Source organism: Geomobilimonas luticola (genome assembly GCF_018476905.1).
GTDB classification, from domain to species: domain Bacteria; phylum Desulfobacterota; class Desulfuromonadia; order Geobacterales; family Geobacteraceae; genus Geomobilimonas; species Geomobilimonas luticola.
This window is the reverse complement of the sequence record NZ_JAHCVK010000002.1, coordinates 49,226-70,185: the sequence shown is the minus strand read 5'-3', so window position 1 is coordinate 70,185 and position 20,960 is coordinate 49,226. Positions and strand designations below refer to the sequence as shown.

General features: G+C 59.1%; 15 protein-coding genes. 5 read left to right on the top strand and 10 right to left on the bottom strand.

The window, feature by feature from the left end; translation table 11 throughout:
* Positions 1-51 precede the first annotated feature (51 nt).
* From carB (KI810_RS07000) to pyrR, 8 genes are all read right to left on the bottom strand, one after another.
* Complete coding sequence (carB, locus tag KI810_RS07000) at positions 52-3,294, bottom strand: carbamoyl-phosphate synthase large subunit (RefSeq protein WP_214174799.1); 3,243 nt, start codon at positions 3,292-3,294, stop codon at positions 52-54.
* Positions 3,295-3,314: 20 nt separating this feature from the next.
* Positions 3,315-6,515 (bottom strand): carbamoyl-phosphate synthase large subunit, encoded by a 3,201-nt coding sequence (carB, locus tag KI810_RS06995; protein ID WP_214174798.1) that lies wholly within the window; start codon positions 6,513-6,515, stop codon positions 3,315-3,317.
* A gap of 103 nt (positions 6,516-6,618) precedes the next feature.
* Complete coding sequence (locus tag KI810_RS06990; RefSeq protein WP_214174797.1) at positions 6,619-6,948, bottom strand: DMT family protein; 330 nt, start codon at positions 6,946-6,948, stop codon at positions 6,619-6,621.
* 113 nt (positions 6,949-7,061) lie between these two features.
* Positions 7,062-7,964, bottom strand: a complete 903-nt coding sequence (locus KI810_RS06985; protein WP_214174796.1) for a radical SAM protein — start codon at positions 7,962-7,964, stop codon at positions 7,062-7,064.
* An 88-nt stretch (positions 7,965-8,052) separates the two neighbouring features.
* Entirely contained in the window at positions 8,053-9,174 is a 1,122-nt protein-coding gene (gene carA / locus KI810_RS06980; RefSeq protein WP_214174795.1) for a glutamine-hydrolyzing carbamoyl-phosphate synthase small subunit, read from the bottom strand.
* Between the two features lie 281 nt (positions 9,175-9,455).
* A complete protein-coding gene (locus KI810_RS06975) occupies positions 9,456-10,733 on the bottom strand; it encodes a dihydroorotase (RefSeq protein WP_214174794.1) in 1,278 nt (425 codons plus the stop codon).
* A gap of 159 nt (positions 10,734-10,892) precedes the next feature.
* Positions 10,893-11,825 (bottom strand): aspartate carbamoyltransferase catalytic subunit, encoded by a 933-nt coding sequence (locus KI810_RS06970; RefSeq protein WP_214174793.1) that lies wholly within the window; start codon positions 11,823-11,825, stop codon positions 10,893-10,895.
* A 110-nt stretch (positions 11,826-11,935) separates the two neighbouring features.
* Positions 11,936-12,472 carry a bifunctional pyr operon transcriptional regulator/uracil phosphoribosyltransferase PyrR gene (gene pyrR, locus KI810_RS06965; RefSeq protein ID WP_214174792.1) on the bottom strand — a complete coding sequence of 179 codons (537 nt, stop codon included), beginning with the start codon at positions 12,470-12,472 and terminating at the stop codon, positions 11,936-11,938.
* A 376-nt stretch (positions 12,473-12,848) separates the two neighbouring features.
* On the opposite strand from pyrR, the gene KI810_RS06960 reads away from it, so the two are divergent.
* Positions 12,849-13,295 (top strand): FecR family protein, encoded by a 447-nt coding sequence (locus KI810_RS06960; protein ID WP_214174791.1) that lies wholly within the window; start codon positions 12,849-12,851, stop codon positions 13,293-13,295.
* The gene (locus tag KI810_RS06955) at positions 13,292-13,912 is read left to right on the top strand and encodes an OmpA family protein (RefSeq protein ID WP_214174790.1); all 621 of its coding nucleotides are present in this window, start codon (positions 13,292-13,294) and stop codon (positions 13,910-13,912) included. The genes KI810_RS06960 and KI810_RS06955 overlap by 4 nt, the downstream gene beginning before the upstream one ends.
* 123 nt (positions 13,913-14,035) lie before the next feature.
* On the opposite strand, the gene lepB is transcribed toward KI810_RS06955, so the two are convergent.
* Positions 14,036-14,701, bottom strand: coding sequence for a signal peptidase I (lepB, locus tag KI810_RS06950; protein ID WP_214174789.1), 666 nt, complete (start codon positions 14,699-14,701; stop codon positions 14,036-14,038).
* 32 nt (positions 14,702-14,733) lie between these two features.
* Positions 14,734-16,536: a translation elongation factor 4 gene (gene lepA / locus KI810_RS06945; protein ID WP_214174788.1), complete on the bottom strand. Its 1,803-nt coding sequence runs from the start codon at positions 16,534-16,536 to the stop codon at positions 14,734-14,736.
* 253 nt (positions 16,537-16,789) lie between these two features.
* Here lepA and KI810_RS06940 point away from each other — a divergent pair, with 253 nt between their 5' ends.
* Genes KI810_RS06940 through KI810_RS06930 form a run of 3 tightly spaced genes read left to right on the top strand, consistent with a single transcriptional unit; the run spans position 16,790 to position 20,869 of the window.
* Positions 16,790-17,725, top strand: coding sequence for a substrate-binding domain-containing protein (locus KI810_RS06940; RefSeq protein WP_214174787.1), 936 nt, complete (start codon positions 16,790-16,792; stop codon positions 17,723-17,725).
* A 1-nt stretch (position 17,726) separates the two neighbouring features.
* Entirely contained in the window at positions 17,727-20,555 is a 2,829-nt protein-coding gene (locus tag KI810_RS06935) for a response regulator (RefSeq protein WP_214174786.1), read from the top strand.
* Positions 20,552-20,869: an Hpt domain-containing protein gene (locus KI810_RS06930; RefSeq protein WP_214174785.1), complete on the top strand. Its 318-nt coding sequence runs from the start codon at positions 20,552-20,554 to the stop codon at positions 20,867-20,869. Before KI810_RS06935 ends, KI810_RS06930 begins: the two co-directional genes overlap by 4 nt.
* Positions 20,870-20,960: the final 91 nt, after the last annotated feature.

Below are 20,960 nucleotides of genomic sequence, written 5' to 3'. Positions count from 1 at the left end.
GCCAGAACGGCCGCCCCGCGTATAACCTCGTACGTTTGTGTCTGGCTGACGTCAGCCCAGATATTCCTGGATCGGCTTCACGTCCAGCGCTTCCTTCTTTACCGCGATCATGCCGTCCACGGCGGCCCGGGCACCGGATGCTGTGGTGTAGTAGGCGATGTTGTGCATCAGGGTGTTGCGGCGGATGGAGAAGGAATCGGCAACCGCCTGGGCTCCCTGGGTGGTGTTGATCACCATGGCGATCTCGCCGTTCTTGATGGCATCGACGATGTGGGGACGCCCTTCCAGCACCTTGTTGATAACCCGCACCGCAAGCCCCTTCTCCTGCAGGAATGCGGCAGTGCCACGGGTTGCAACCAGTTCGAATCCGTGATCATACAGTTTTTTCGCGGCGGTGACAATATGTTTCTTGTCGGCGTCACGCACACTTATGAAGACCCGGCCACTGGTGGGGAGCTTGACCCCCGCTCCCAGCTGTGCCTTGGCAAAGGCGGTGGCAAAGTCGGCATCGATCCCCATCACCTCGCCGGTGGACTTCATCTCCGGGCCGAGGATGGTGTCCACGCCGGGGAACTTCACGAAGGGGAAGACCGACTCCTTGACCGACATATGCGCGGGGACGATATCGCCACTGACCCCCAGTTCCTGCAGGCTCTTGCCCGCCATGACGCGGGCGGCGATCTTCGCCAGGGGCCGGCCGGTGGCCTTGGAGACGAAGGGGGCCGTACGGGAGGCCCGCGGATTCACCTCAAGGATGAAAATAACCCCGTCCTTCACCGCGTACTGGACGTTCATCAGCCCCTTCACCTTCAACTCAAGGGCCATGGCCACGGTCTGGCGACGGATTTCCGCCACCACTTCCGGGGAAATGGAGTAGGGGGGAAGGGAGCAGGCCGAGTCGCCGGAATGGATCCCCGCCTCCTCGATGTGCTCCATGATCCCGCCGATCACTACCTCGCGACCGTCGCAGAGAGCATCCACATCCACCTCGATCGCTTCGTCCAGGAACTTGTCGACGAGGATCGGGTGCTCGGGGGACGCCTGCACGGCGGTATGCATGTAACGGCGCAGATTGTCCACATCGTAGACGATCTCCATGGCGCGCCCGCCAAGAACGTAAGAGGGGCGGACCACCACGGGGTAGCCGATACGGTCGGCCACCTTTTCCGCCTCCTCGAAGGAGCGGGCGGTGCCGTTTTCCGGCTGGCGCAGCCCCAGCTTGTGGAGCATCTCCTGGAACCGCTCCCGGTCCTCAGCCCGGTCGATTGCGTCGGGGGAAGTACCGATGATGGGGACGCCCGCCTTCTCCAGTGCCACGGCCAGCTTCAGCGGCGTCTGGCCGCCGAACTGGACGATCACCCCGTCCGGCTTCTCCACATCCACGATGCTCAGGACATCCTCATAGGTGAGAGGCTCGAAGTAGAGGCGGTCGGAGGTGTCGTAGTCGGTGGAGACCGTCTCCGGATTGCAGTTTACCATGATGGTCTCGTAGCCGTCCTCCGCCAGGGCAAAGACGCCGTGGACACAGCAGTAATCGAACTCGATCCCCTGGCCGATCCGGTTGGGGCCACCCCCCAGGATCATGATCTTCTTCCGGTCGGTCACCTCCGCCTCGCACTCCTCCTCGTAGGTGGAGTAGAGATAGGGAGTGTAGGCGACAAACTCGGCGGCGCAGGTATCAACACGCTTGAAGACCGGCGTGACACCGAGGGAAAGGCGGAGCTTGCGCATCTCCTCCTCGTTCCTTCCCCACAGCTTGCCGAGGAACCTGTCGCTGAAACCGTACTGCTTCGCCTCGCGAAGAAGGTCTTTAAGGTTTTCCTTTGCCTCTACCTTTACCTGCTTGAGCTTGTCCTCCATCTCGATGATCTGCCGGATGTTGTGGAGGAACCAGGGATCGATGCCGGTGATTTTGTAAAGCCTGTCCACCTCCATACCGCTCCGGATCGCATCCCCCACGAACCAGAGCCGTTCCCAGTTGGGAGTTCCCAGCTTGTCCAGAAGAAGCTGCTGCTCAGCGGGTGTCAAAGCCCGACGGGTCTCTTTCCCCAGGTCAAAGAGGCGGGACTCGAAGCCGCAGGAACCGATCTCCAGGGAGCGAAGCGCCTTCTGGAACGACTCCTTGAAGGTCCGGCCGATGGCCATCACCTCCCCCACCGACTTCATCTGGGTGGTGAGGGTGGAATCGGCGGCGGGGAACTTCTCGAAGGTGAAGCGGGGAATCTTGGTCACCACGTAATCTATGGCCGGCTCGAAGCAGGCGGGCGTTTCGCGGGTGATGTCGTTGGTGATCTCGTCCAGGGTATAGCCGACCGCTAGCTTGGCGGCGATCTTGGCGATGGGAAAGCCGGTCGCCTTGGAGGCCAGGGCCGACGAGCGGGAGACGCGGGGGTTCATCTCGATCACCACGAGGCGACCGTCACGGGGGTTGATGCCAAACTGGATATTGGAACCGCCGGTGTCCACACCGATCTCCCGGATGATCTTCAGGGATGCGTCCCGGAGAATCTGGTACTCCTTGTCGGTCAGGGTCTGGGCAGGCGCGACGGTAATGGAATCGCCCGTATGGACCCCCATGGGGTCGAAGTTCTCGATGGAGCAGATGATCACCACGTTGTCGGCGGTGTCCCGCATCACCTCCAGTTCGTACTCCTTCCAGCCGATGACCGACTCCTCAACGAGGATCTCGTCGGTGGGGGAGGCATCGATCCCCGCCATGGCCATCCGCTCGTACTCTTCCATGTTGTAGGCTATGCCGCCGCCGGTCCCCCCCAGGGTGAACGAAGGGCGGATGATGGCCGGGAAGCCTATTTCCTTGATGACGGCCATAGCCTCCTGGCGATCATGGGCAAGCCCCGACCGGGGGACCGACAGACCGATCCGCTCCATCGCCTCCTTGAACAGGGTCCTGTCCTCCGCCTTCTTGATGGCGGGGAGTTTGGCGCCGATGAGTTCCACGCCGTACTTTTCCAGAATGCCGTTCTCCGCCACCGCCACCGCGGTGTTGAGCGCCGTCTGTCCCCCCAGGGTGGGGAGGACGGCATCGGGGCGCTCCTTGGCGATGATCTTGGCGAGCATCTCCGGGGTCACCGGCTCGATGTAGGTCCGGTGGGCGAAATCCGGGTCGGTCATGATGGTGGCCGGGTTGCTGTTCAACAGCACCACCTCGAATCCCTCCTCCTTGAGCGCCTTGCACGCCTGGGTGCCGGAGTAGTCGAATTCGCACGCCTGGCCGATGACGATGGGGCCGGCGCCGATGATGAGAATCTTATGGATATCTGTTCTTTTAGGCATGTAGGCACAACTCCTTTACGCTACTGAATGGTCGCATGGTACTCCTGGAGGCTCCGGATATCTTCTTTCCCCTGCCGCCTGGCGGCGATCCCCTCTGCTGCCGCAACTGCCGCGGCGGTGGTGGTGATGTAGGGAACCTTGTGCTTGATCGCAGCCTTGCGGATGTACGAATCATCATGAATACTGGTCTTGCCGGACGGGGTGTTGACCACCAGCTGCACTTCGCCGTTCTTGATGGCGTCGGCGACATGGGGCCTTCCCTCGTGCATCTTCAGAACGGCTTGCGCGGCAACGCCGTTCTCTGTCAGGTACTGCGCTGTCCCCTGCGTGGCCATGATGCCGAAACCGAGCGCGGAAAAACGGCGGGCGGCGTCGAGTGCACCGGCGCGGTCGTGTTCGGCAACGGTTATGAGTACCGTTCCTTCCAGCGGAAGGATGGAGTTGGCCCCCTCCTGGGCTTTGTAGAAGGCCATGCCGTAGGAAGCGGCCATGCCGAGTACTTCGCCGGTCGAGCGCATCTCCGGTCCAAGCACCGGGTCGACTTCCGGGAACATGTTGAAGGGGAATACCGCTTCCTTCACACCGAAATGGGGAACCGGGCGGCGAACAAGCCCCATATCCTTCAACCTGGCACCGAGCATCACCTGCACGGCAAGCCGGGGCATCGGGATATTGCAGACCTTGGAAACCAGGGGGACGGTCCGGCTTGCCCGCGGATTGGCCTCGAGGATGTAGACCTTATCGTCGGCAATGGCGTACTGGATGTTCATCAGCCCCACGACCCCCATCTCCACGGCGATCCGCCGGGTGTATTCCTCAATGGTGGCGATGTGCTTCGCCGGGATGTTGACCGGCGGGATGACACAGGCCGAATCGCCCGAGTGCACCCCTGCAAGCTCGATATGCTCCATCACGGCCGGAACGAAGGCATCGGTGCCGTCGCTGATGGCATCGGCCTCGGCCTCGATGGCGTTCTGGAGGAACCGGTCTATCAGTATCGGCCGTTCCGGGGTCACATCCACCGCCTTGGCCAGATACTCCCGCAGCATCTCTTCGTCGTGAACCACCTCCATGGCCCTGCCGCCGAGCACGTAGGAGGGGCGTACGATAAGCGGGTAGCCAATGCGCGCCGCGATGGCCAACGCCTCATCCAGGGTGCTGGCCATGCCTGATTCCGGCTGGGGAATGTCGAGCTTCCGCATCATGGCGTTGAACTGCTCCCGGTCCTCGGCAAGATCGATGGTATCCGGGCTGGTGCCGATGATTCTGACTCCGGCATCCTGCAACTGGCGGGCTATATTGAGCGGAGTCTGGCCGCCGAACTGAACCAGAACCCCTTCCGGCCGCTCCTTGGCATAGATGGAAACGACATCCTCCACCGTCAACGGCTCAAAGTAGAGCTTGTCGGAGGTGTCATAATCGGTGGAGACCGTCTCCGGATTACAGTTGATCATGATGGTCTCATACCCCGCATCCTTGAGGGCAAAGGCGGTATGGACACAGCAGTAGTCGAATTCGATCCCCTGGCCGATCCGGTTCGGGCCTCCCCCCAGGACCATGATCTTCTTCCGGCCGGTCACCCCGACCGCATCCGGCGCGTTGTAGGTGGAGAAATAATATGCCGCGTCCTCAACCCCGCTGACCGGCACCGGCTCCCATGCCTCCACTACGCCAAGGGCTATGCGGCGCTCGCGTACAGCCTGTTCCGGGACATCGAGGATCCGGGCCAGATAGCGGTCGGCAAAACCGTCCTTCTTGGCCTGGATCAGCAGGTCGTCGGGCGGCAGGTTCCCCTTGTGCTGCAGAATCTGCTCCTCAAGCACGACCAGTTCCTGCATCTGCTCCAGGAACCAGGTCTTGATGTGGGTCCGCTCATGAAGCAGATCAATGGCTGCTCCCTTGCGGAGCGCTTCGTAGAGGATGAACTGCCGCTCGCTGGACGGTTCGGCCAGAAGCTCCATTAGCTCGGCAAGCGTCTTGCGGTTGAAATCCCTGGCAAAGCCAAGGCCATGACGACCGTTCTCCAGGGAGCGGATTGCCTTCTGCAGCGCTTCCTTGTAATTCTTGCCGATACTCATCACCTCGCCGACGGCCCGCATCTGGGTACCCAGCTTGTCCTGCACACCCTTGAACTTCTCGAAGGCCCATCGGGCGAATTTGACCACCACATAGTCGCCGGACGGCGTGTACTTCTCCAGCGACCCGTCGCGCCAATAGGGGATCTCGTCCAGGGTCAGGCCGGCGGCCAGCATGGAGGAGACCAGCGCGATCGGGAAACCGGTGGCCTTGGAGGCAAGGGCTGATGAGCGGGAGGTGCGCGGGTTGATCTCGATGACCACCACCCGCCCACTCTTCGGGTCGTGGGCGAACTGCACGTTGGTGCCGCCGATCACCTCAATGGCATCGACGATCCGGTAGGAGTAGTCCTGCAGCCTGGCCTGCAGTTCCGGGGCGATGGTCAGCATCGGCGCGGTGCAATAGGAGTCGCCGGTATGCACCCCCATGGCGTCCACGTTCTCGATGAAGCAGACCGTTATTTTCTGATTCTTAGCGTCCCGTACCACCTCGAGCTCAAGCTCTTCCCACCCGAGGACCGATTCTTCCACCAGTACCTGACTCACCGGGCTGGCCGAGAGTCCGCGGCTGACGATGGTCTCGAACTCGTCCATATTGTAGGCAAAACCGCCGCCGGTCCCCCCCATGGTGTACGCCGGACGGATAACTACCGGCAGACCGATCTTCGCCAGCACCTCCTTCGCCTCCTCCAGGCTGTGGGCGACGTCGCTGCGGGCAGTCTCAATGCCGAGACGGGTCATGGTCTCCTTGAATGTCTCCCGGTCCTCGCCGCGCTTGATCGCGTCGAGATTGACACCGATCACCTTGACCTTGTACGTGTCCAGAACGCCGGCCTCGGCCAGGGCGCTGGAAAGGTTCAATCCGGTCTGTCCCCCCAGGTTGGGCAACAGGGCATCCGGCCGTTCCTTGGCGATTATCTCGGTGAGCGTAGGGACATTGAGCGGCTCGATGTAGGTCACATCCGCCATGCCGGGATCGGTCATGATCGTGGCCGGATTGGAATTGACCAGCACGATCTGGTATCCAAGCTTGCGCAGAGCCTTGCATGCCTGGGTGCCCGAGTAGTCGAACTCGCACGCCTGACCGATGATAATCGGGCCGGAACCGATGATGAGGATCTTCTTGATGTCGGTACGTTTGGGCATCCATAACTCCTGTTCGCAAATAAACGGGGTGCTTTTCCGAGAAACGCGATTTTTTCGCAAGATCAAGGCTGTCAAGGGAACGCGAAGACATTAAAGGCGCGTTTCACCCCCGGAATATGAAGAATACCGCCCCTGCCAGACAACACCCCGCCCAGAGAAAATCGAGCTTCAGCGGCTGCCCCATGTAAAAGACCGCGAACGGCACGAATACGGAGAGCGTTATCACTTCCTGCATGATCTTCAACTGCCCCAGGTTGAAGGTTCCGTAGCCCGCCCGGTTGGCCGGCACCTGGAGCATGTATTCGAAGAAAGCCAGCCCCCAGCTCACCAGCACCGCGACAAACCAGGGGGCGGTACGGAGGTCCTTCAGATGGGCGTACCAGGCAAAGGTCATGAAAATGTTGGACAGCAGCAGTAATACGATCGTTCTCACGACAAAACCTCAAACCTATATGCACAGGGATATTCAGGATAGACAGGATGTAACCTTCAGGTTTTGACGTTATCCCTCGTACCCTGTTTATCCCTGTAAACGCAGCTTTTGCTCTATTCCTGCACCCAGCCGTTTTCCAGCCCCGCCTCTTCCAGGGCCTCCACCGCCGCCTCGTACTCTTCGTCGGTGATCTTCCGGTGGATGCCGGGTATCTGCCCTGCCTCATGGGCCGGAAAGAATTGCTTCATCAGGGAGATGTGGGTATCCCCCCCAAGGTTTTCTGAAATCCAGCGGAGTGTCTCCCGGCTGCCGGCGTGCCCCTCGGGGAGGACCAGGTGACGAACGATGAGGCCGCGCACCCCGATCCCCTCCTCGTCCAGCTGCAGGTGTCCCACCTGGCGAAGCATCTCCCGCACCGCACGCCGGTTGATCTCCCGGTAGCCGTGAGCCGATGAGAAGTTCACCGCCGGATCTTCCGCCACGTACTTCATGTCCGGCAGGTAGATATCCACCACCCCGTCCAGGAGTTCCAGCGCATCCACCCGTTCGTAGCCGTTGGAGTTCCAGACGATGGGGAGCCGGAAACCCTCACCGATCGCCAGATAGAGAGCCGCCAGAAACTGCGGGAGGAAGTGGCTCGGGGTGACCAGGTTCAGGTTATGGGCCCGCTGTCGCTGGAGCTTCAGCATCCTGGCCGACAGCTCTCGGGTCGTCACATCCTCCCCGTTGCCGAACTGGCTGATGGGGAAATTCTGGCAGAAGCGGCAGCGGAGGTTACAGTTGGAGAAGAAGATCGTCCCCGACCCCCGCGTCCCGGAGATGGGGGGTTCCTCCCCCCGGTGAACATTGGCCGATGCAACCCGGGGCAGTGCTCCGCTCCGGCAGACCCCCGTCTCCCCCGCCAGCCTGTTCACCCGGCAGTCGTGGGGGCAAAGGTCACAACTCTTGAGCCGGGCATAGGCCGTCCGCACCCGTCGCAGCAACTCGCCTGAATTGTAAAGATCGAGGTAATTCATGGTAATCGGGGACCGGGAAACGGGGACCAGTAAATGCTCACCAAGACCTGCCGTTACCGGTCCCTGGTCCCTGGTCCCTAGTCCCTGGTCACCTGTTTGTCTCCATCATTTCCACAAAACGCGAAAAGAGATAATGCGAATCATGGGGCCCCGGCGACGCCTCCGGGTGGTGCTGGACCGAGAAGATGGGGAGGTCCCTGTGCCGCATCCCCTCCACGGTCTGGTCGTTCAGGTTCTCGTGGGCCAGCTCACATGCATGCCCCAGCGACACGATATCCACCGAGAAGCCGTGGTTCTGGGCGGTGATCTCCACCTTCCGCGTCGCCAGGTCCATGACCGGCAGGTTCGAGCCGTGGTTGCCGAACTTGAGCTTCATGGTCCGCCCACCCAGGGCAAGCCCCAGGAGTTGGTGGCCGAGACAGATGCCGAAGATCGGCTTCTTGCCGACTAACTTCCGGATGTTCTCGATCACTGCGGTCATCGGCTCCGGATCCCCCGGGCCGTTGCTGAGGAATATCCCGTCCGGATTCATGGCCAGCGCCTCTTCCGCAGGGAAGGTGGCAGGAACCACCGTCACGTCGCAGCCGGCGGAAACGAGGCAACGGAGGATGTTGTACTTGATGCCGAAGTCGTAGGCGACCACCTTGTACTTCAATTCCGCCGGTGTCGCCTGGCCATACCCTTCCCCCAGCTCCCAGAGCTTCTCGGTCCAGTGGTACGGTTTGTCACAGGAAACACCGCTGGCAAGATCGAGACCGGCCATGGAGGGAACGGCACGCACCTTCCTGAGCAGGCTCTCCGGATCGAAATCGACGGTGGAGATGATCCCGTTCTGGGCTCCCTTGTCCCGCAGATGGCGGGTCAGCGCCCGGGTGTCGAGCCCCTGGATACCCACTACCCCATTCTCCTTCAGATAGCTGTCAAGGCTCATGGTTGCCCGCCAGTTTGAGTGGAAGTCGTGGTACTCCTTGACGATGAAGCCGGAGAGGTAGAGCTGCCTGCTCTCGATATCCTCCGGGTTGATGCCGGTGTTGCCGATCTGGGTATAGGTCATGGTGACCATCTGCCCCCGGTAGGAGGGGTCGGTCAGGACCTCCTGGTATCCGGTCATGGCGGTGTTGAACACAACCTCGCCGGTGGCTTCACCGGAAGCGCCGAAGGATTTCCCCGCAAAGATGCGCCCGTCGGCGAGCGCGAGAACTGCTTTCATAAACATAACCCCTTGAAAATCATTTACCACAGAGACCCACAGGGTCTAAAGGACACGGAGAAAATCGGAGGAAACCTGAAAGCAATGGAACACGGAAACTGCGAAAACTGCCGGATAACTGCGGATTAAACCTGAAAAAGCTTTTTTTGGTTTTAAACCTAAAAGGATTTGACTCTAATCCGCCTTTATCCAGTTTTTTTCGCCTGTTCCGTGTTCTATCAAGATTTTGATTTTCCTCTGCGTTTCTCTGCGCCCTCTGTGGTTAATTGCTTTGCCTGATTCTATTGCCGTTTGAAAACTACTTTACCGCCGAGAATGGTGTACGCCGCCCCACCCTTCATTTGCTCTCCCAACCAGGGGGAGTTCTTGGACTTGGAGGCGAGCCCTTCCCCGGTGACCGTCCATTCGACGGCCGGGTCGATGACGGTGATGTCGGCTACGGCCCCCGCCTTGAGGGTCCCCCTGCCGATACCGAGGATCCTGGCCGGATTGCCTGCCATCTTCTCAATGAGTTGGGAAAGGGTGAGCACCTTCTCTTCCACCAGCTTGAGGGAGAGCGGCAGGGAAGTCTCCAGGCCGACGATGCCGTTCAGGGCCACATTGAACTCCACATCCTTTTCATCGATATGATGGGGGGCGTGGTCGGTGGCGATGGTATCGATGGTGCCGTCCTTGAGCCCTTCCTTGATGGCAGCCACATCATCCGCCTCCCGCAGTGGCGGGTTCATCTTGGCATTGGTGTTGTAGCCGCGCACCGCATCATCGGTCAGGCTGAAGTAGTGGGGGGCCGTCTCGCAGGTGACCTTCACGCCGCGCGCCTTGGCCTCCCGGATGATGCGCACCGCCCCGCGGGTGGAGACGTGGGCGATGTGGAGCGGCGAGCTGGTGTACTCGGCCAGCATGACGTCGCGTGCCGTGGCGATATCTTCCCCGGCGGACGGAATCCCCTTGAGCCCCAGTTCCGTCGAGGTGAATCCCTCGTTCATCACCCCTTCGCCGACGAGGGCAAGGTCTTCGGCATGGGAGATGACCAGAATCCCCATCCCCCGGGCATACTCAAGAGCCCGGCGCATCAGTTCGGAGTTAACTACCGGTTTGCCGTCGTCGGATACCGCGACGCACCCCGACTCTTTGAGTTCCCCCATCTCCGCCAGCCGCTCGCCGTGGGAGCCGTAGGTGATGGAACCGATGGGAAAGACGTTGGCAAACCCTTCCGCCCTGGCCTTGGCGATGATGTAGTTCGCCACCGCCTTGTTGTCGATGACCGGCTTGGTGTTGGGCATGCAGGCAACCGAGGTGAAACCGCCGGCTGCCGCAGCCCGGGTGCCGGATACGATATCCTCCTTGTACTCGAGCCCCGGGTCGCGCAGGTGAACGTGCATGTCCACCAGCCCCGGCACCACGTACTTGCCGGCGGCGTCGATGGTCTCGGCACCGGCGGGCGCCTTGAGCCCTTTGCCGACCTCCTTCACCACCCCCTTCTCCACCACCACATCCAGCATGTCGTCTATCCCCTGGGACGGGTCGATCACCCTGCCATTCTTTATCAACAGATTCATATGGTCACCTCGTAAAAAGTATCGAAATCAGTTAGTGCCAAGAACGCTCAATTTTGTGCAAGGTCAAGGAAGATGAGCGTTTACGCGGAGGCGTAGCAGCGCTACGCCGCACAAGGAAACGAGAAATCTGACGCCGAGATTGCGCAAAAGTGTGCGTTCTCACTCTGCGAGTTCGCCGCCGCAGACGTGGTAGAGCATCGCCATCCTCACCGCCACCCCGTTCTCCACCTGTTTCAGAATGTGGGACTGGTCGCCGTCCACTACGTAGGAGGACATCTCCACGCCGCGGTTGATGGGGCCGGGGTGCATGACCATGGCATCCGGCTTGGCCAGCTTGAGGTTTTCCGGGTTCAGGCCGAAATAGCGGGAATACTCGCGGGCATTGGGCATCAGGGTCTTTCCCTGGCGCTCCTGCTGAATCCGGAGCATGATCACCACGTCAGCATCCTGGATCGCCTCCTTCATGGTGGGACAGACCGTAACATTCCCGAGCTTTTCCACCCCCGGCGGCACCATGGTGGGAGGGCCGGCAAGGAATACGTGGGACCCCATCTTGGTCAGCCCCTGGATATCGGAGCGAGCCACGCGGCTGTGGGTGATGTCGCCGACGATGGCGACCTTCAGGCCGTCCAGTCGCCCGAATTTGTCCTTTATCGTCAGCATGTCCAGAAGCCCCTGGGAGGGGTGCTCGTGGGCACCATCACCGGCGTTGATAATGGAGCAGGGTATCTTCTTGGAGAGGAAGTAGTGGGAACCGGAGACGGCATGGCGCATGACGATGATGTCCGGCTTCATGGCCAGCAGGTTCAGGGCGGTGTCCGCCAGGGTCTCGCCCTTGGTGGCCGAACTGGTTGAGGGGGAGATATTGACCGTGTCGGCCGAGAGACGCTTGGCGGCAATCTCAAAGGATGTCCGGGTCCGGGTGGAGGACTCGTAGAAGAGATTAATAATGGTCTTGCCCCGCAGCGTCGGAACCTTCTTGATGTCGCGGCTGTTGATCTCGCGCATGCTTTCCGCCGTGGAAATGAGGAGTTCGATATCCTCCTTCGTCAGGTCCCTGAGCGCGATGATGTCCTTGTGTTTGAAGCCCATGGCGTCCCCCTGTCAGCTCGCCCTGCGAGCAGGTATAGGTATTCGTTCGTTTCACTCACAGGCAGAGGTTGAGAAAAAGTATTATGACTTTACCTCTACCTTTACCTGCATCACTTTTGTAGCACCACGTCAGTCGGTTTGTTGATGGCATCGAACATGACCTGGATATTCTCTGTGCGGCTGGTCGGCACGTTTCGCCCGACAAAGTCGGCCCGGATCGGGAGTTCCCGATGCCCCCGGTCGACAAGCACCGCCAGCTGGATTGAGGTGGGCCGGCCGTGGTCCATCAGGGCATCCATCGCGGCCCGGATGGTACGCCCCGTATAGAGGACGTCATCCACCAGGACAACTATCCGCCCTTCGAGGGTGAAGGGGATCTCGGTCTTCCCGACCGGCAGGTGCTCCGCATGCCCCTTGATGTCGTCCCGATAGAGGGTTATGTCAACCGCTCCGACCGGCACTTTTTCCCCCTCGATCTCTGCCAGGCGATCCGCCAGTTCATGGGCCAGGTGCACCCCGCCGGTCCTGATACCGACCAGCACCAGCCCCCCTACCCCCTTGTTCTTCTCCAGAATCTCGTGGGCAATACGGGTGAGCGCCCGTTTTACCCCGGCCCCATCCAGAATAACCGTCCCCTCTGTCGCCACTGTGCCTCCTCCTGTTCTCGCAGGGTCAGACCTCTGTGCCTGCCCGATTCACGGGCAACCACAGGGGTTACCCCTACCACGCGAACCTCACAAAAAAGAGCCTCTCCGCGGACAGGCGGAAAGGCTCTCAGAATACTCTTCTGGTAACTGTTTTCGACACCTTTGCTAACCTCACGGGGTTAAGTTAAAAGGCAGTATGGGCAGGTTCGGAGGAACTTTACCATCCTCTGCGGGGCGGAGTCAAGGGATATTTGCCTGACCAATCCATGGCAACCTGCATCCGAGCACTACATGAAATTTTTAATGTTTTACAATTCATGTGTTTACAGTAAACTATGACGAAATGTCTACACCCCCCCCTCAAGGAGAGTACTCGATGCGCATCGGGCTCCTGGTGATTTGCACCCTGCTTGCTGCCTCTACTTCGGCATTTTCTGCGGAAGAACTCCGCCCCATTGGCCTGGTAAAGGTGGCTGCTGGCGATGTCGCAATACTGCGGAACACCCAGCGCATAGCCGCACAACCCGGCCAGCAGCTTTATCAGAAAGATATACTCTCAACCGGTCCGACCGGCAGGATATCGATCATACTCAGGGACGATACAATCCTCGCGCTCGGCTCCTCAAGTGAACTCCACATCGACAGGTTCGTCTTCGAGCCCTCCCGGCAGAACATGGGAATGGTTCTGCGGGTAACGCGCGGCATTATCGGCTACCGATCGGGAAGGATAGCCAAACTGGCTCCCGAAGCGGTGCGGATTGAGACGCCAAAGGCAAGTCTGGGAATCAAGGGAACCTATCTTATGATGAGGGTCGTACCATGATAACGGAATATGGAATGCACCGGATAGGAGTACTTCTTTGGCTGACGCTCGCGGTTTTTCTGCCGGGCTGTGCCGGGCACCAGAACCTTGTGGTCCTGGTGCCGGAGGAGGGCAAGACGTCAGGCAAAGTCACCGTTTCGAATCCCCACGGCTCCCAGGTACTGAAACAACCGTGGGAGGCAACGAAGTTTTCGAGAACCGGCGGGGGACCATCCACACCGATGGTAATGGACGAGGCTGAAGTGCGCAGAATCTTCGCCGGGCCATTTTCTGCAATGCCGTTGCCTCCTGCAAGGTACCTGCTTTATTTCGAACAGAACACCACCAATCTCACTCCAGAGTCAACCGCCCTGCTCCCCGAGGTTATCGAGGCCATTGACCTGCGACAACCGGCGGAACTCTCCGTCATTGGACACACCGACACCGTCGGCTCGCCGGAAGACAACTATCAGCTCGGTCTGCAGCGTGCCGGCACCGTCACCGACCTGCTGAAATCGCTGGGGGCAACCCCTGCAATCATCGAAACAGGTTCCCACGGCAAGGGAAATCTACTCATCATGACCGGCGACGAAACACCTGAACCCCGGAACCGGCGGGTAGAAGTCATTGTACGCTGACCCTCCTCTCCTCCAGGACCCTTATAAAGCGTGACGTCCCCCGACCGTAACGGAAAAGGCCATCCGGATGTTTTCTCCGAATGGCCTTATTCGTTTCCCCTGTACTCGACCGTGTCAGTCGATTCAGTCGATCAGCTTCCCGATGCTCCCCCACCTGACCCGGAACTTGTCCTTGTCCCACGACCAGTATTTTATGAAGGCAAGTCCCTTGATCTTCTCGTTTTTCACGAAACCCCAGAAACGGCTGTCGTATGAACGGTCCCGGTTGTCACCCATGACGAAATAGGAGTTCTCCGGCACCCTTACCGGCCCGAAGTTGTCCCGCGGGTTCTGCTCCTTCGGGATGACATCCTTCTCCTTATGCACCTCATGGGGGTTGTCGTAGGGTTTGCCGTTGACGAAGACCTTCTTGTCGATCACCTGCACCTCGTCCCCCGGCGTGCCGACAACCCGCTTGATGAAGTCCTTGCTCGGGTCCTCCGGATACTCGAAGACGATCACGTCACCCCGACGCGGGTCGCGGATTTTAAGTATCCGCTTGTCGGTCAAGGGGATCTTGGTGCCGTATATGAACTTGCTCACCAGAATGTGGTCGCCGATGGCCAGGGTATCCTCCATAGAGCCGGAGGGGATCTTGAAGGCCTGCACCACAAAGGTGCGGATAATGAGGGCCAGGATTACCGCTATGATGATCGATTCGGCATACTCCCGCACGATGTGCTTTTTCGTAATCGGCTGGGGCTCGGCGCTGTCGGTCGCTCCTGCCGAAGTATCCTTGTACTCGTCCATTGGGGATGCATCCTTTGCGGGTAAAATTTTTGTTACTTGTCTTCAACCTTCAGGATGGCGAGAAACGCTTCCTGGGGGAGCTCCACGTTGCCGATGTTCTTCATCCGCTTCTTCCCTTCCTTCTGCTTCTCCAAGAGTTTCCGCTTGCGGGTGATGTCTCCGCCGTAACACTTGGCAAGCACGTCCTTGCGCATTGCCTTCACGGTCTCCCGGGCGATAACCTTGTTGCCGATGGCCGCCTGGATGGCGATCTCGAACATCTGGCGGGGGATCAACTCCTTCATCTTGGACACCAGGTCGCGGCCGCGGTAATAGGCCTTGTCCCGGTGGATGATGAGGGAGAGGGCATCCACCACCTCGCCGTTGATCATGATGTTCATCCGCACCAGTTCGCTCCGGCGGTAGTCCAGCTGTTCGTAATCGAGGGAGGCGTACCCCTTGGTTATGGACTTGAGGCGGTCGTAGAAATCGAGGACCACTTCGTTGAGCGGCAGTTCATAGATTACCATCACCCGGGTCGGGGTAAGGTACTTGATCTCCCGCTGTACCCCCCGTTTCTCCTCGCACAGGGCCAGTATCCCCCCTACGTACTCGTTGGGAACGTGGATGGAGGCCAGGATGAACGGCTCCTCGATGAAGTCGATGTGCTGGGGTTCCGGCATCTGGTTGGCGCTCTCGATGGTGAACATCTCCCCCCCGACCTTGTGAACCCGGTAGACGACGGTGGGGGCGGTAGTGATCAGATCGAGATTGAACTCCCGCTCCAGCCGCTCCTGGATGATCTCCATGTGGAGAAGTCCCAGGAAGCCGCAGCGGAAACCGAATCCCAGCGCCAGGGAGGTTTCCGGCTCGTAGGAGAAGGATGAATCGTTCAGCTTCAGCTTGGCCAGGGCATCGCGCAGCTGCTCGTACTGGGCGGTATCGATGGGGTAGAGGCCGGAGAAGACCATCGGCTTCACTTCCTTGTAGCCGGGGAGAGGAGCGGCGCACGGGTTGTGCAGGTGGGTCACCGTGTCACCCACCTTGGCGTCCTGCACATCCTTGATGCCGGCGATGAGGAAGCCGACTTCTCCAGCGGTGAGTGACGGCACCTCGCACATGGCCGGCGAGAATACCCCGACCTTAAGCACCTCGTAACTCTTCTTGTTGGACATGAGGAGGATCTTCTCCCCCTTTTTCACCGTTCCATCGATGATCCGGACCAGCACGATGACCCCCTGGTACTGGTCGTACCAGGAATCGAAGAGGAGCGCCTGCAGGGGTTTCCCCGGGTCTCCCGCCGGGGGGGGGATCTTGGAGACGATCTCCTCCAGTATCTCCCGCGTGCCGATCCCCTCCTTGGCACTTGCCAGAACCGCGTCATGGGCGTCGATGCCGATGATCTCCTCGATCTCGTGCTTGACCCTCTCCGGTTCGGCCGCCGGCAGATCGATCTTATTGAGAACCGGAAAGACCTCCAGGTTGGTGTCGATGGCAAGATAGACGTTGGCCAGGGTCTGGGCCTCGACCCCCTGGGAGGCATCGACGACCAGGAGCGCACCCTCGCACGCAGTGAGGGATCGTGAGACCTCATAGGTAAAGTCAACGTGGCCCGGGGTGTCGATCAGGTTGAGGACGTAATCGCGGCCGTCGTCGGCCCGGTAGACGAGGCGGACTGTCTGGGCCTTGATGGTGATCCCCCGCTCCCGCTCCAGGTCCATCTTGTCCAGGAACTGGTCCTGCTTTTCACGGTCGGACAGGGCACCGGTATACTCCAGCAAACGGTCCGCAAGGGTCGACTTGCCGTGGTCGATGTGGGCGATTATGGAAAAATTGCGTATATGGTCTATCTTCATAAATCCTTTGCCTGTCTGAGTGTAACCGATGAATGATATATTAATTGCCGAAGGCTTGTAAAGGGTTTTCTCCCTGCACCTCTGCCGTTGCGGGACGTCATGAGTTAGGGCCGGATTTTTACCAGGCGCCAGGGGATACGGCAAGGGAAGGAGGTATAAATATTGCAATTATCCTCGATAGTAACTACAATCTGTACCGACAATTCGATTGCAAGCCGTTGCCAGTCGTTTGACGGCGAAAGGAATTGCCATCATGCCCCGTCTTTTTACCCGGCTGTTGCTCTGCCATTTGGCCGTGATGTCAGTCATGACCCTTACCGGCTGCTCCGACAGAAACGCGCAGGAGGTACGCCTTGATCAACAGCGCGTTCTCAAGCGCGTTTCCTCCACCTCGGTACGTACACCGCTGCGCCTCGGCATGGGAGCAATGATCACGCCCAAGGAAGGGTACGTCTACTACAAACAGCTCAAGGACTACCTGGAAGAGAAAATTGACCGGCCGATCCAGCTGGTGGACCGGGAAAATTACGATCAGGTCAACAAACTGCTGGAGTCGGGTGGGCTGGATGTGGCGTTTATCTGTGCCGGCCCTTACGTGGACGGACATCAGAAGTTCGGCCTGGAACTTCTGGCCGTCCCCCTGGTCCATGGCAAGCCGTTTTATCACGCCTACATCATCGTCCCCCAGGAGAGCCCGATCCGCGACTTTTCAGGCCTTCGGGGGAAGTCCTTCGCGTTTACCGACCCCAAATCCAACAGCGGCTGCCTGGTCCCCACCTACATGCTCTCCCGGATGAACGAAACGCCCAATTCCTATTTCGCCAAACATATCTTCACCTACGGCCACGACAAGTCCATCAACTCCGTTGCCAAAAAACTGGTGGACGGTGCCGCCGTAGACAGCCTTATCTGGGATTATACCCAGTGGCAACACCCGGAGTTGACGGCAAAGACCAGGATCGTGACCACGTCCCCCCCCTACGGCATACCTCCCATCGTTGTGCGGAAGGATGTCGACCCGGCAATCAAGGGTCAGCTGCGGGAAACCCTGCTACGTATGCACGAGAGCCCACGCGGACGGGAAATCCTCGCCGGCATGATGGTTGACCGGTTTGTCGACGGCAACGACCGTGACTACGACTCGATACGCGAAATGAATGCCTGGATTGCCCGGAGAACGGCAAAATAACGTGTCCATTAAACCAGTAAGCATACGGAGTAAATTCCTCCTCGGCGTCATCAGCCTCCTGTCTCTTCTGGGGGTGATATTCATCGTGCTCATCCAGACGACCGTGCATGACCGGCTCGTGAAGGAGTTGCAGCTGCGCGGCGTCTCCATAGCCCGACATTTTGCCGAGGTCGCCACCAACCCCTTCCTGACCGAATCCACCATCCTTGTGGAAATGCTTGCCGAGGACTATCTTGCGAGCGAGAACGACCTGACCTATATCTTCGCGGTGAACCAGAAAAACGAAGTTGTTGCCCAGACCTTCGGCAAAACCTTTCCCACGGACCTCCTCACCGTCAACCGGATTTCCGCAGACAAGCCTTACAGCATTGTCCCCCTGAATACGGAGAAGGGACTCGTCTACGACATTGCCGTCCCGGTCATGAAGGGTGAACTGGGTATCGTGCACTGCGGCATGTCTGCGGACTCCATCAAGAAAAGCATCGACAACATCACCGGCTGGACCACCAGGATCATTGTCGGCGCGATTATCCTGGTGAGCCTCATCGCGGTTTTCTTTGCCAGAGCCCTTACCCGGTCACTCCAGGCCCTTGCCGTCGGTGCAGAAACCGTCGGGAGGGGAAACCTGTCTCACCGTATCCACATCAATGAACGGGATGAGGTGGGGCAACTGGCAGAGGCGTTCAACCTGATGGCCGAAAATCTCCAGCGGACCACGGTTTCGAAAGAGTACATGGACCGCCTTCTCAACACCATGCATGACGCACTGGTCGTTCTTTCCCCCGATCATACCATTCAGACGGTCAACCGGGCTTTCTGCGAACTGCTCGGCTACTCCGATTCAGAGCTGATCGGCAAACCCGCAGAAGTATTTTTATTCCGGAACCAGGAATTCCTGAACCGGGAACAGGCGACCATGCTGGCCCAGGACGGCTTCATCGAAGGGATCGAACAGGCATATTGCAGAAAGGACGGCCGGGAGATCCCGGTCCTCGCCTCCCTGGCGAAGATGCTCGACGAAACGGGCACCCTGCAGGGAATCATCTGCGCCGCGCAGGACATCAGCAGCCTGAAACAGACGGAACGGGAACTGCAGCTCAAGAGCGAGGAACTGGAGGAATTGAACCAGAGCCTCGAAGAAACCGTTCAGTTACGAACCCGGCAGCTGGCCAGGTCAAATGAAGGGCTGAAGAAAGAGATCGTCGAACGGAAGCGGGCCGAGCAGGAACTGCTCCATGCCAAGGACTTGGCGGAAGTTGCCAATCGCGCAAAAAGCAACTTTCTCGCCAACATGAGCCACGAAATCCGTACGCCGCTCAACGCGGTCATCGGCATGGCGGATATGCTGCGGGAATCCGACATGACTCCCGAACAACAGGAATACCTGGGCATCCTCCACCGCTCCGGCCTGACCCTCCTGGAACTCATTCGCGACCTTCTCGATCTCACCAAGATAGAGGCAGGCCGCATGGAGCTCGAAACCATCCCGTTCGACCTGGAAGAAGTCATCGACCGGACCAACGAAATGCTGGCTGTCAGAGCGCATGAAAAGGGACTGGAACTGATCTGCAGGATCGATCCGGACACTCCCCTGCTTCTGCAGGGTGATCCCAACCGCCTGCGGCAGGTCCTGACAAATCTCATCGGCAATGCCATCAAATTCACCGCCTCGGGCGAAATACGCCTTGAGGTGAAAACAAGTGCCGTCGAGCAGGGACATGCAGAAATCCTGTTTGCCGTATCTGACACGGGGATCGGCATCCCCCCCGATAAAATCGACACCATTTTCGACAAATTCAGCCAGGCAGACTCATCCATCACGCGCCAATACGGTGGAAGCGGCCTCGGCCTGGCCATTTCCAAACTGCTTCTCGAACAGATGGGAGGGAAAATCTGGGTCGAAAGCCAGGTCGGCAGAGGGAGCACGTTCTTCGGTTCCGTCCGGCTCGAAGTTCAGCCCGCGGCGCTCCCCGACAGCGAATTCTCCACCAGCCACCTGGCGGGCATCAAGGCGCTCATTGTGGATGACAACGCCAGTGCCCGAGCGGTCACACGGGAATTACTGGCCTGCTGGGGAGCAGAGGCAGATACGGCCGCCGACAGTGACGGGGCGCTGGCCGCACTGCATACTGCACGTGAAGCAGGCGAACCCTACCGTCTGCTTCTTATGGACAGCCGGCTAGCTGCCTCGGATGGCATCAAGGTCATGGAACAACTGCTGCTGCAGGACCCGACACTCCTGACCAGGACCATCATGATGCTCAGCGCCGACCACCCATCGAGCGACATTCGGCGACTCTACGAACTCGGCATTACAGCCCATCTGCTGAAACCGCTCAAACGGCGCGAACTCCGTCAAACCATTGCCAAAATCCTTCACCTCCCCCAGGCCGGACACAGGCCTGCGATGCGCAAGGAGACGCACGCAACGCCAACACCCTCCCAGGATATGGTCCGGATACTCCTGGCCGAAGATGCGGAAGACAATCGGCAGATATTCAGGCTTTTCCTGAAAAGCACCCGTTTCGAACTGGACGAGGCGGAAAATGGAGCTGTTGCGGTGGAAAAATTCAAGACCGGCTCGTACGCAATGGTCCTCATGGACATGCAGATGCCGATCATGGACGGACTCAGCGCCACAAAGGCAATCCGTCAACTGGAAAAGGAACGGGATCTCACCCCCACGCCGATCATTGCACTGACCGCCTTTACTTCAACTGAGGACATTCAGAACTGCCTGGCCGCAGGCTGCGATCTCCACATTTCCAAACCGGTCAGAAAGGACAAACTCATCGAAACGATAGTGAATACAGCAGGTGGTACGATATGAAAAACTCTGTCAAATCCGATCGGATCGTGGTGAAAATTGACGCGGAGATTCAGGAAGCGATCCCCTTCTTTCTCGAGTTGCGCAAGAAAAACATCGCCGACATCATGACAGCCCTGGATGGGAAGGATTACGAGCAGGTCAAGCGACTGGGGCACAACATCAAAGGGTCCGGAGGAAGTTACGGTTTTGATGAACTGTCCCGCATCGGCCAGGACCTGGAAAAAGCCGCCCTGAGCCAGAACGAAAACGCCATGCGCAGCCTCACCGGCGAACTGGAACATTATCTCGCCAAGGTGGAAATAGTTTACGTCTAGCCTGCTTCCCCGCCCCACGACCGGCACCCGCACACACAAAAAAACACCGGCTGCGCATGCGCACAACCGGTGTCATTGTCTGCGTTGTCTC

Excerpts from the sequence above, each read along its gene's own strand:
- carA (WP_214174795.1), bottom strand. The coding sequence starts at position 9,174 with ATGAAAGCAGTTCTCGCGCTCGCCGACGGGCGCATCTTTGCGGGGAAA.
- carB (WP_214174799.1), bottom strand. The coding sequence starts at position 3,294 with ATGCCTAAAAGAACAGATATCCATAAGATTCTCATCATCGGCGCCGGC.
- lepB (WP_214174789.1), bottom strand. The coding sequence starts at position 14,701 with ATGGACGAGTACAAGGATACTTCGGCAGGAGCGACCGACAGCGCCGAG.
- KI810_RS06985 (WP_214174796.1), bottom strand. The coding sequence starts at position 7,964 with ATGAATTACCTCGATCTTTACAATTCAGGCGAGTTGCTGCGACGGGTG.
- carB (WP_214174798.1), bottom strand. The coding sequence starts at position 6,515 with ATGCCCAAACGTACCGACATCAAGAAGATCCTCATCATCGGTTCCGGC.
- KI810_RS06970 (WP_214174793.1), bottom strand. The coding sequence starts at position 11,825 with ATGGGCTTCAAACACAAGGACATCATCGCGCTCAGGGACCTGACGAAG.
- KI810_RS06940 (WP_214174787.1), top strand. The coding sequence starts at position 16,790 with ATGCCCCGTCTTTTTACCCGGCTGTTGCTCTGCCATTTGGCCGTGATG.
- KI810_RS06975 (WP_214174794.1), bottom strand. The coding sequence starts at position 10,733 with ATGAATCTGTTGATAAAGAATGGCAGGGTGATCGACCCGTCCCAGGGG.
- KI810_RS06955 (WP_214174790.1), top strand. The coding sequence starts at position 13,292 with ATGATAACGGAATATGGAATGCACCGGATAGGAGTACTTCTTTGGCTG.
- KI810_RS06930 (WP_214174785.1), top strand. The coding sequence starts at position 20,552 with ATGAAAAACTCTGTCAAATCCGATCGGATCGTGGTGAAAATTGACGCG.
- lepA (WP_214174788.1), bottom strand. The coding sequence starts at position 16,536 with ATGAAGATAGACCATATACGCAATTTTTCCATAATCGCCCACATCGAC.
- KI810_RS06960 (WP_214174791.1), top strand. The coding sequence starts at position 12,849 with ATGCGCATCGGGCTCCTGGTGATTTGCACCCTGCTTGCTGCCTCTACT.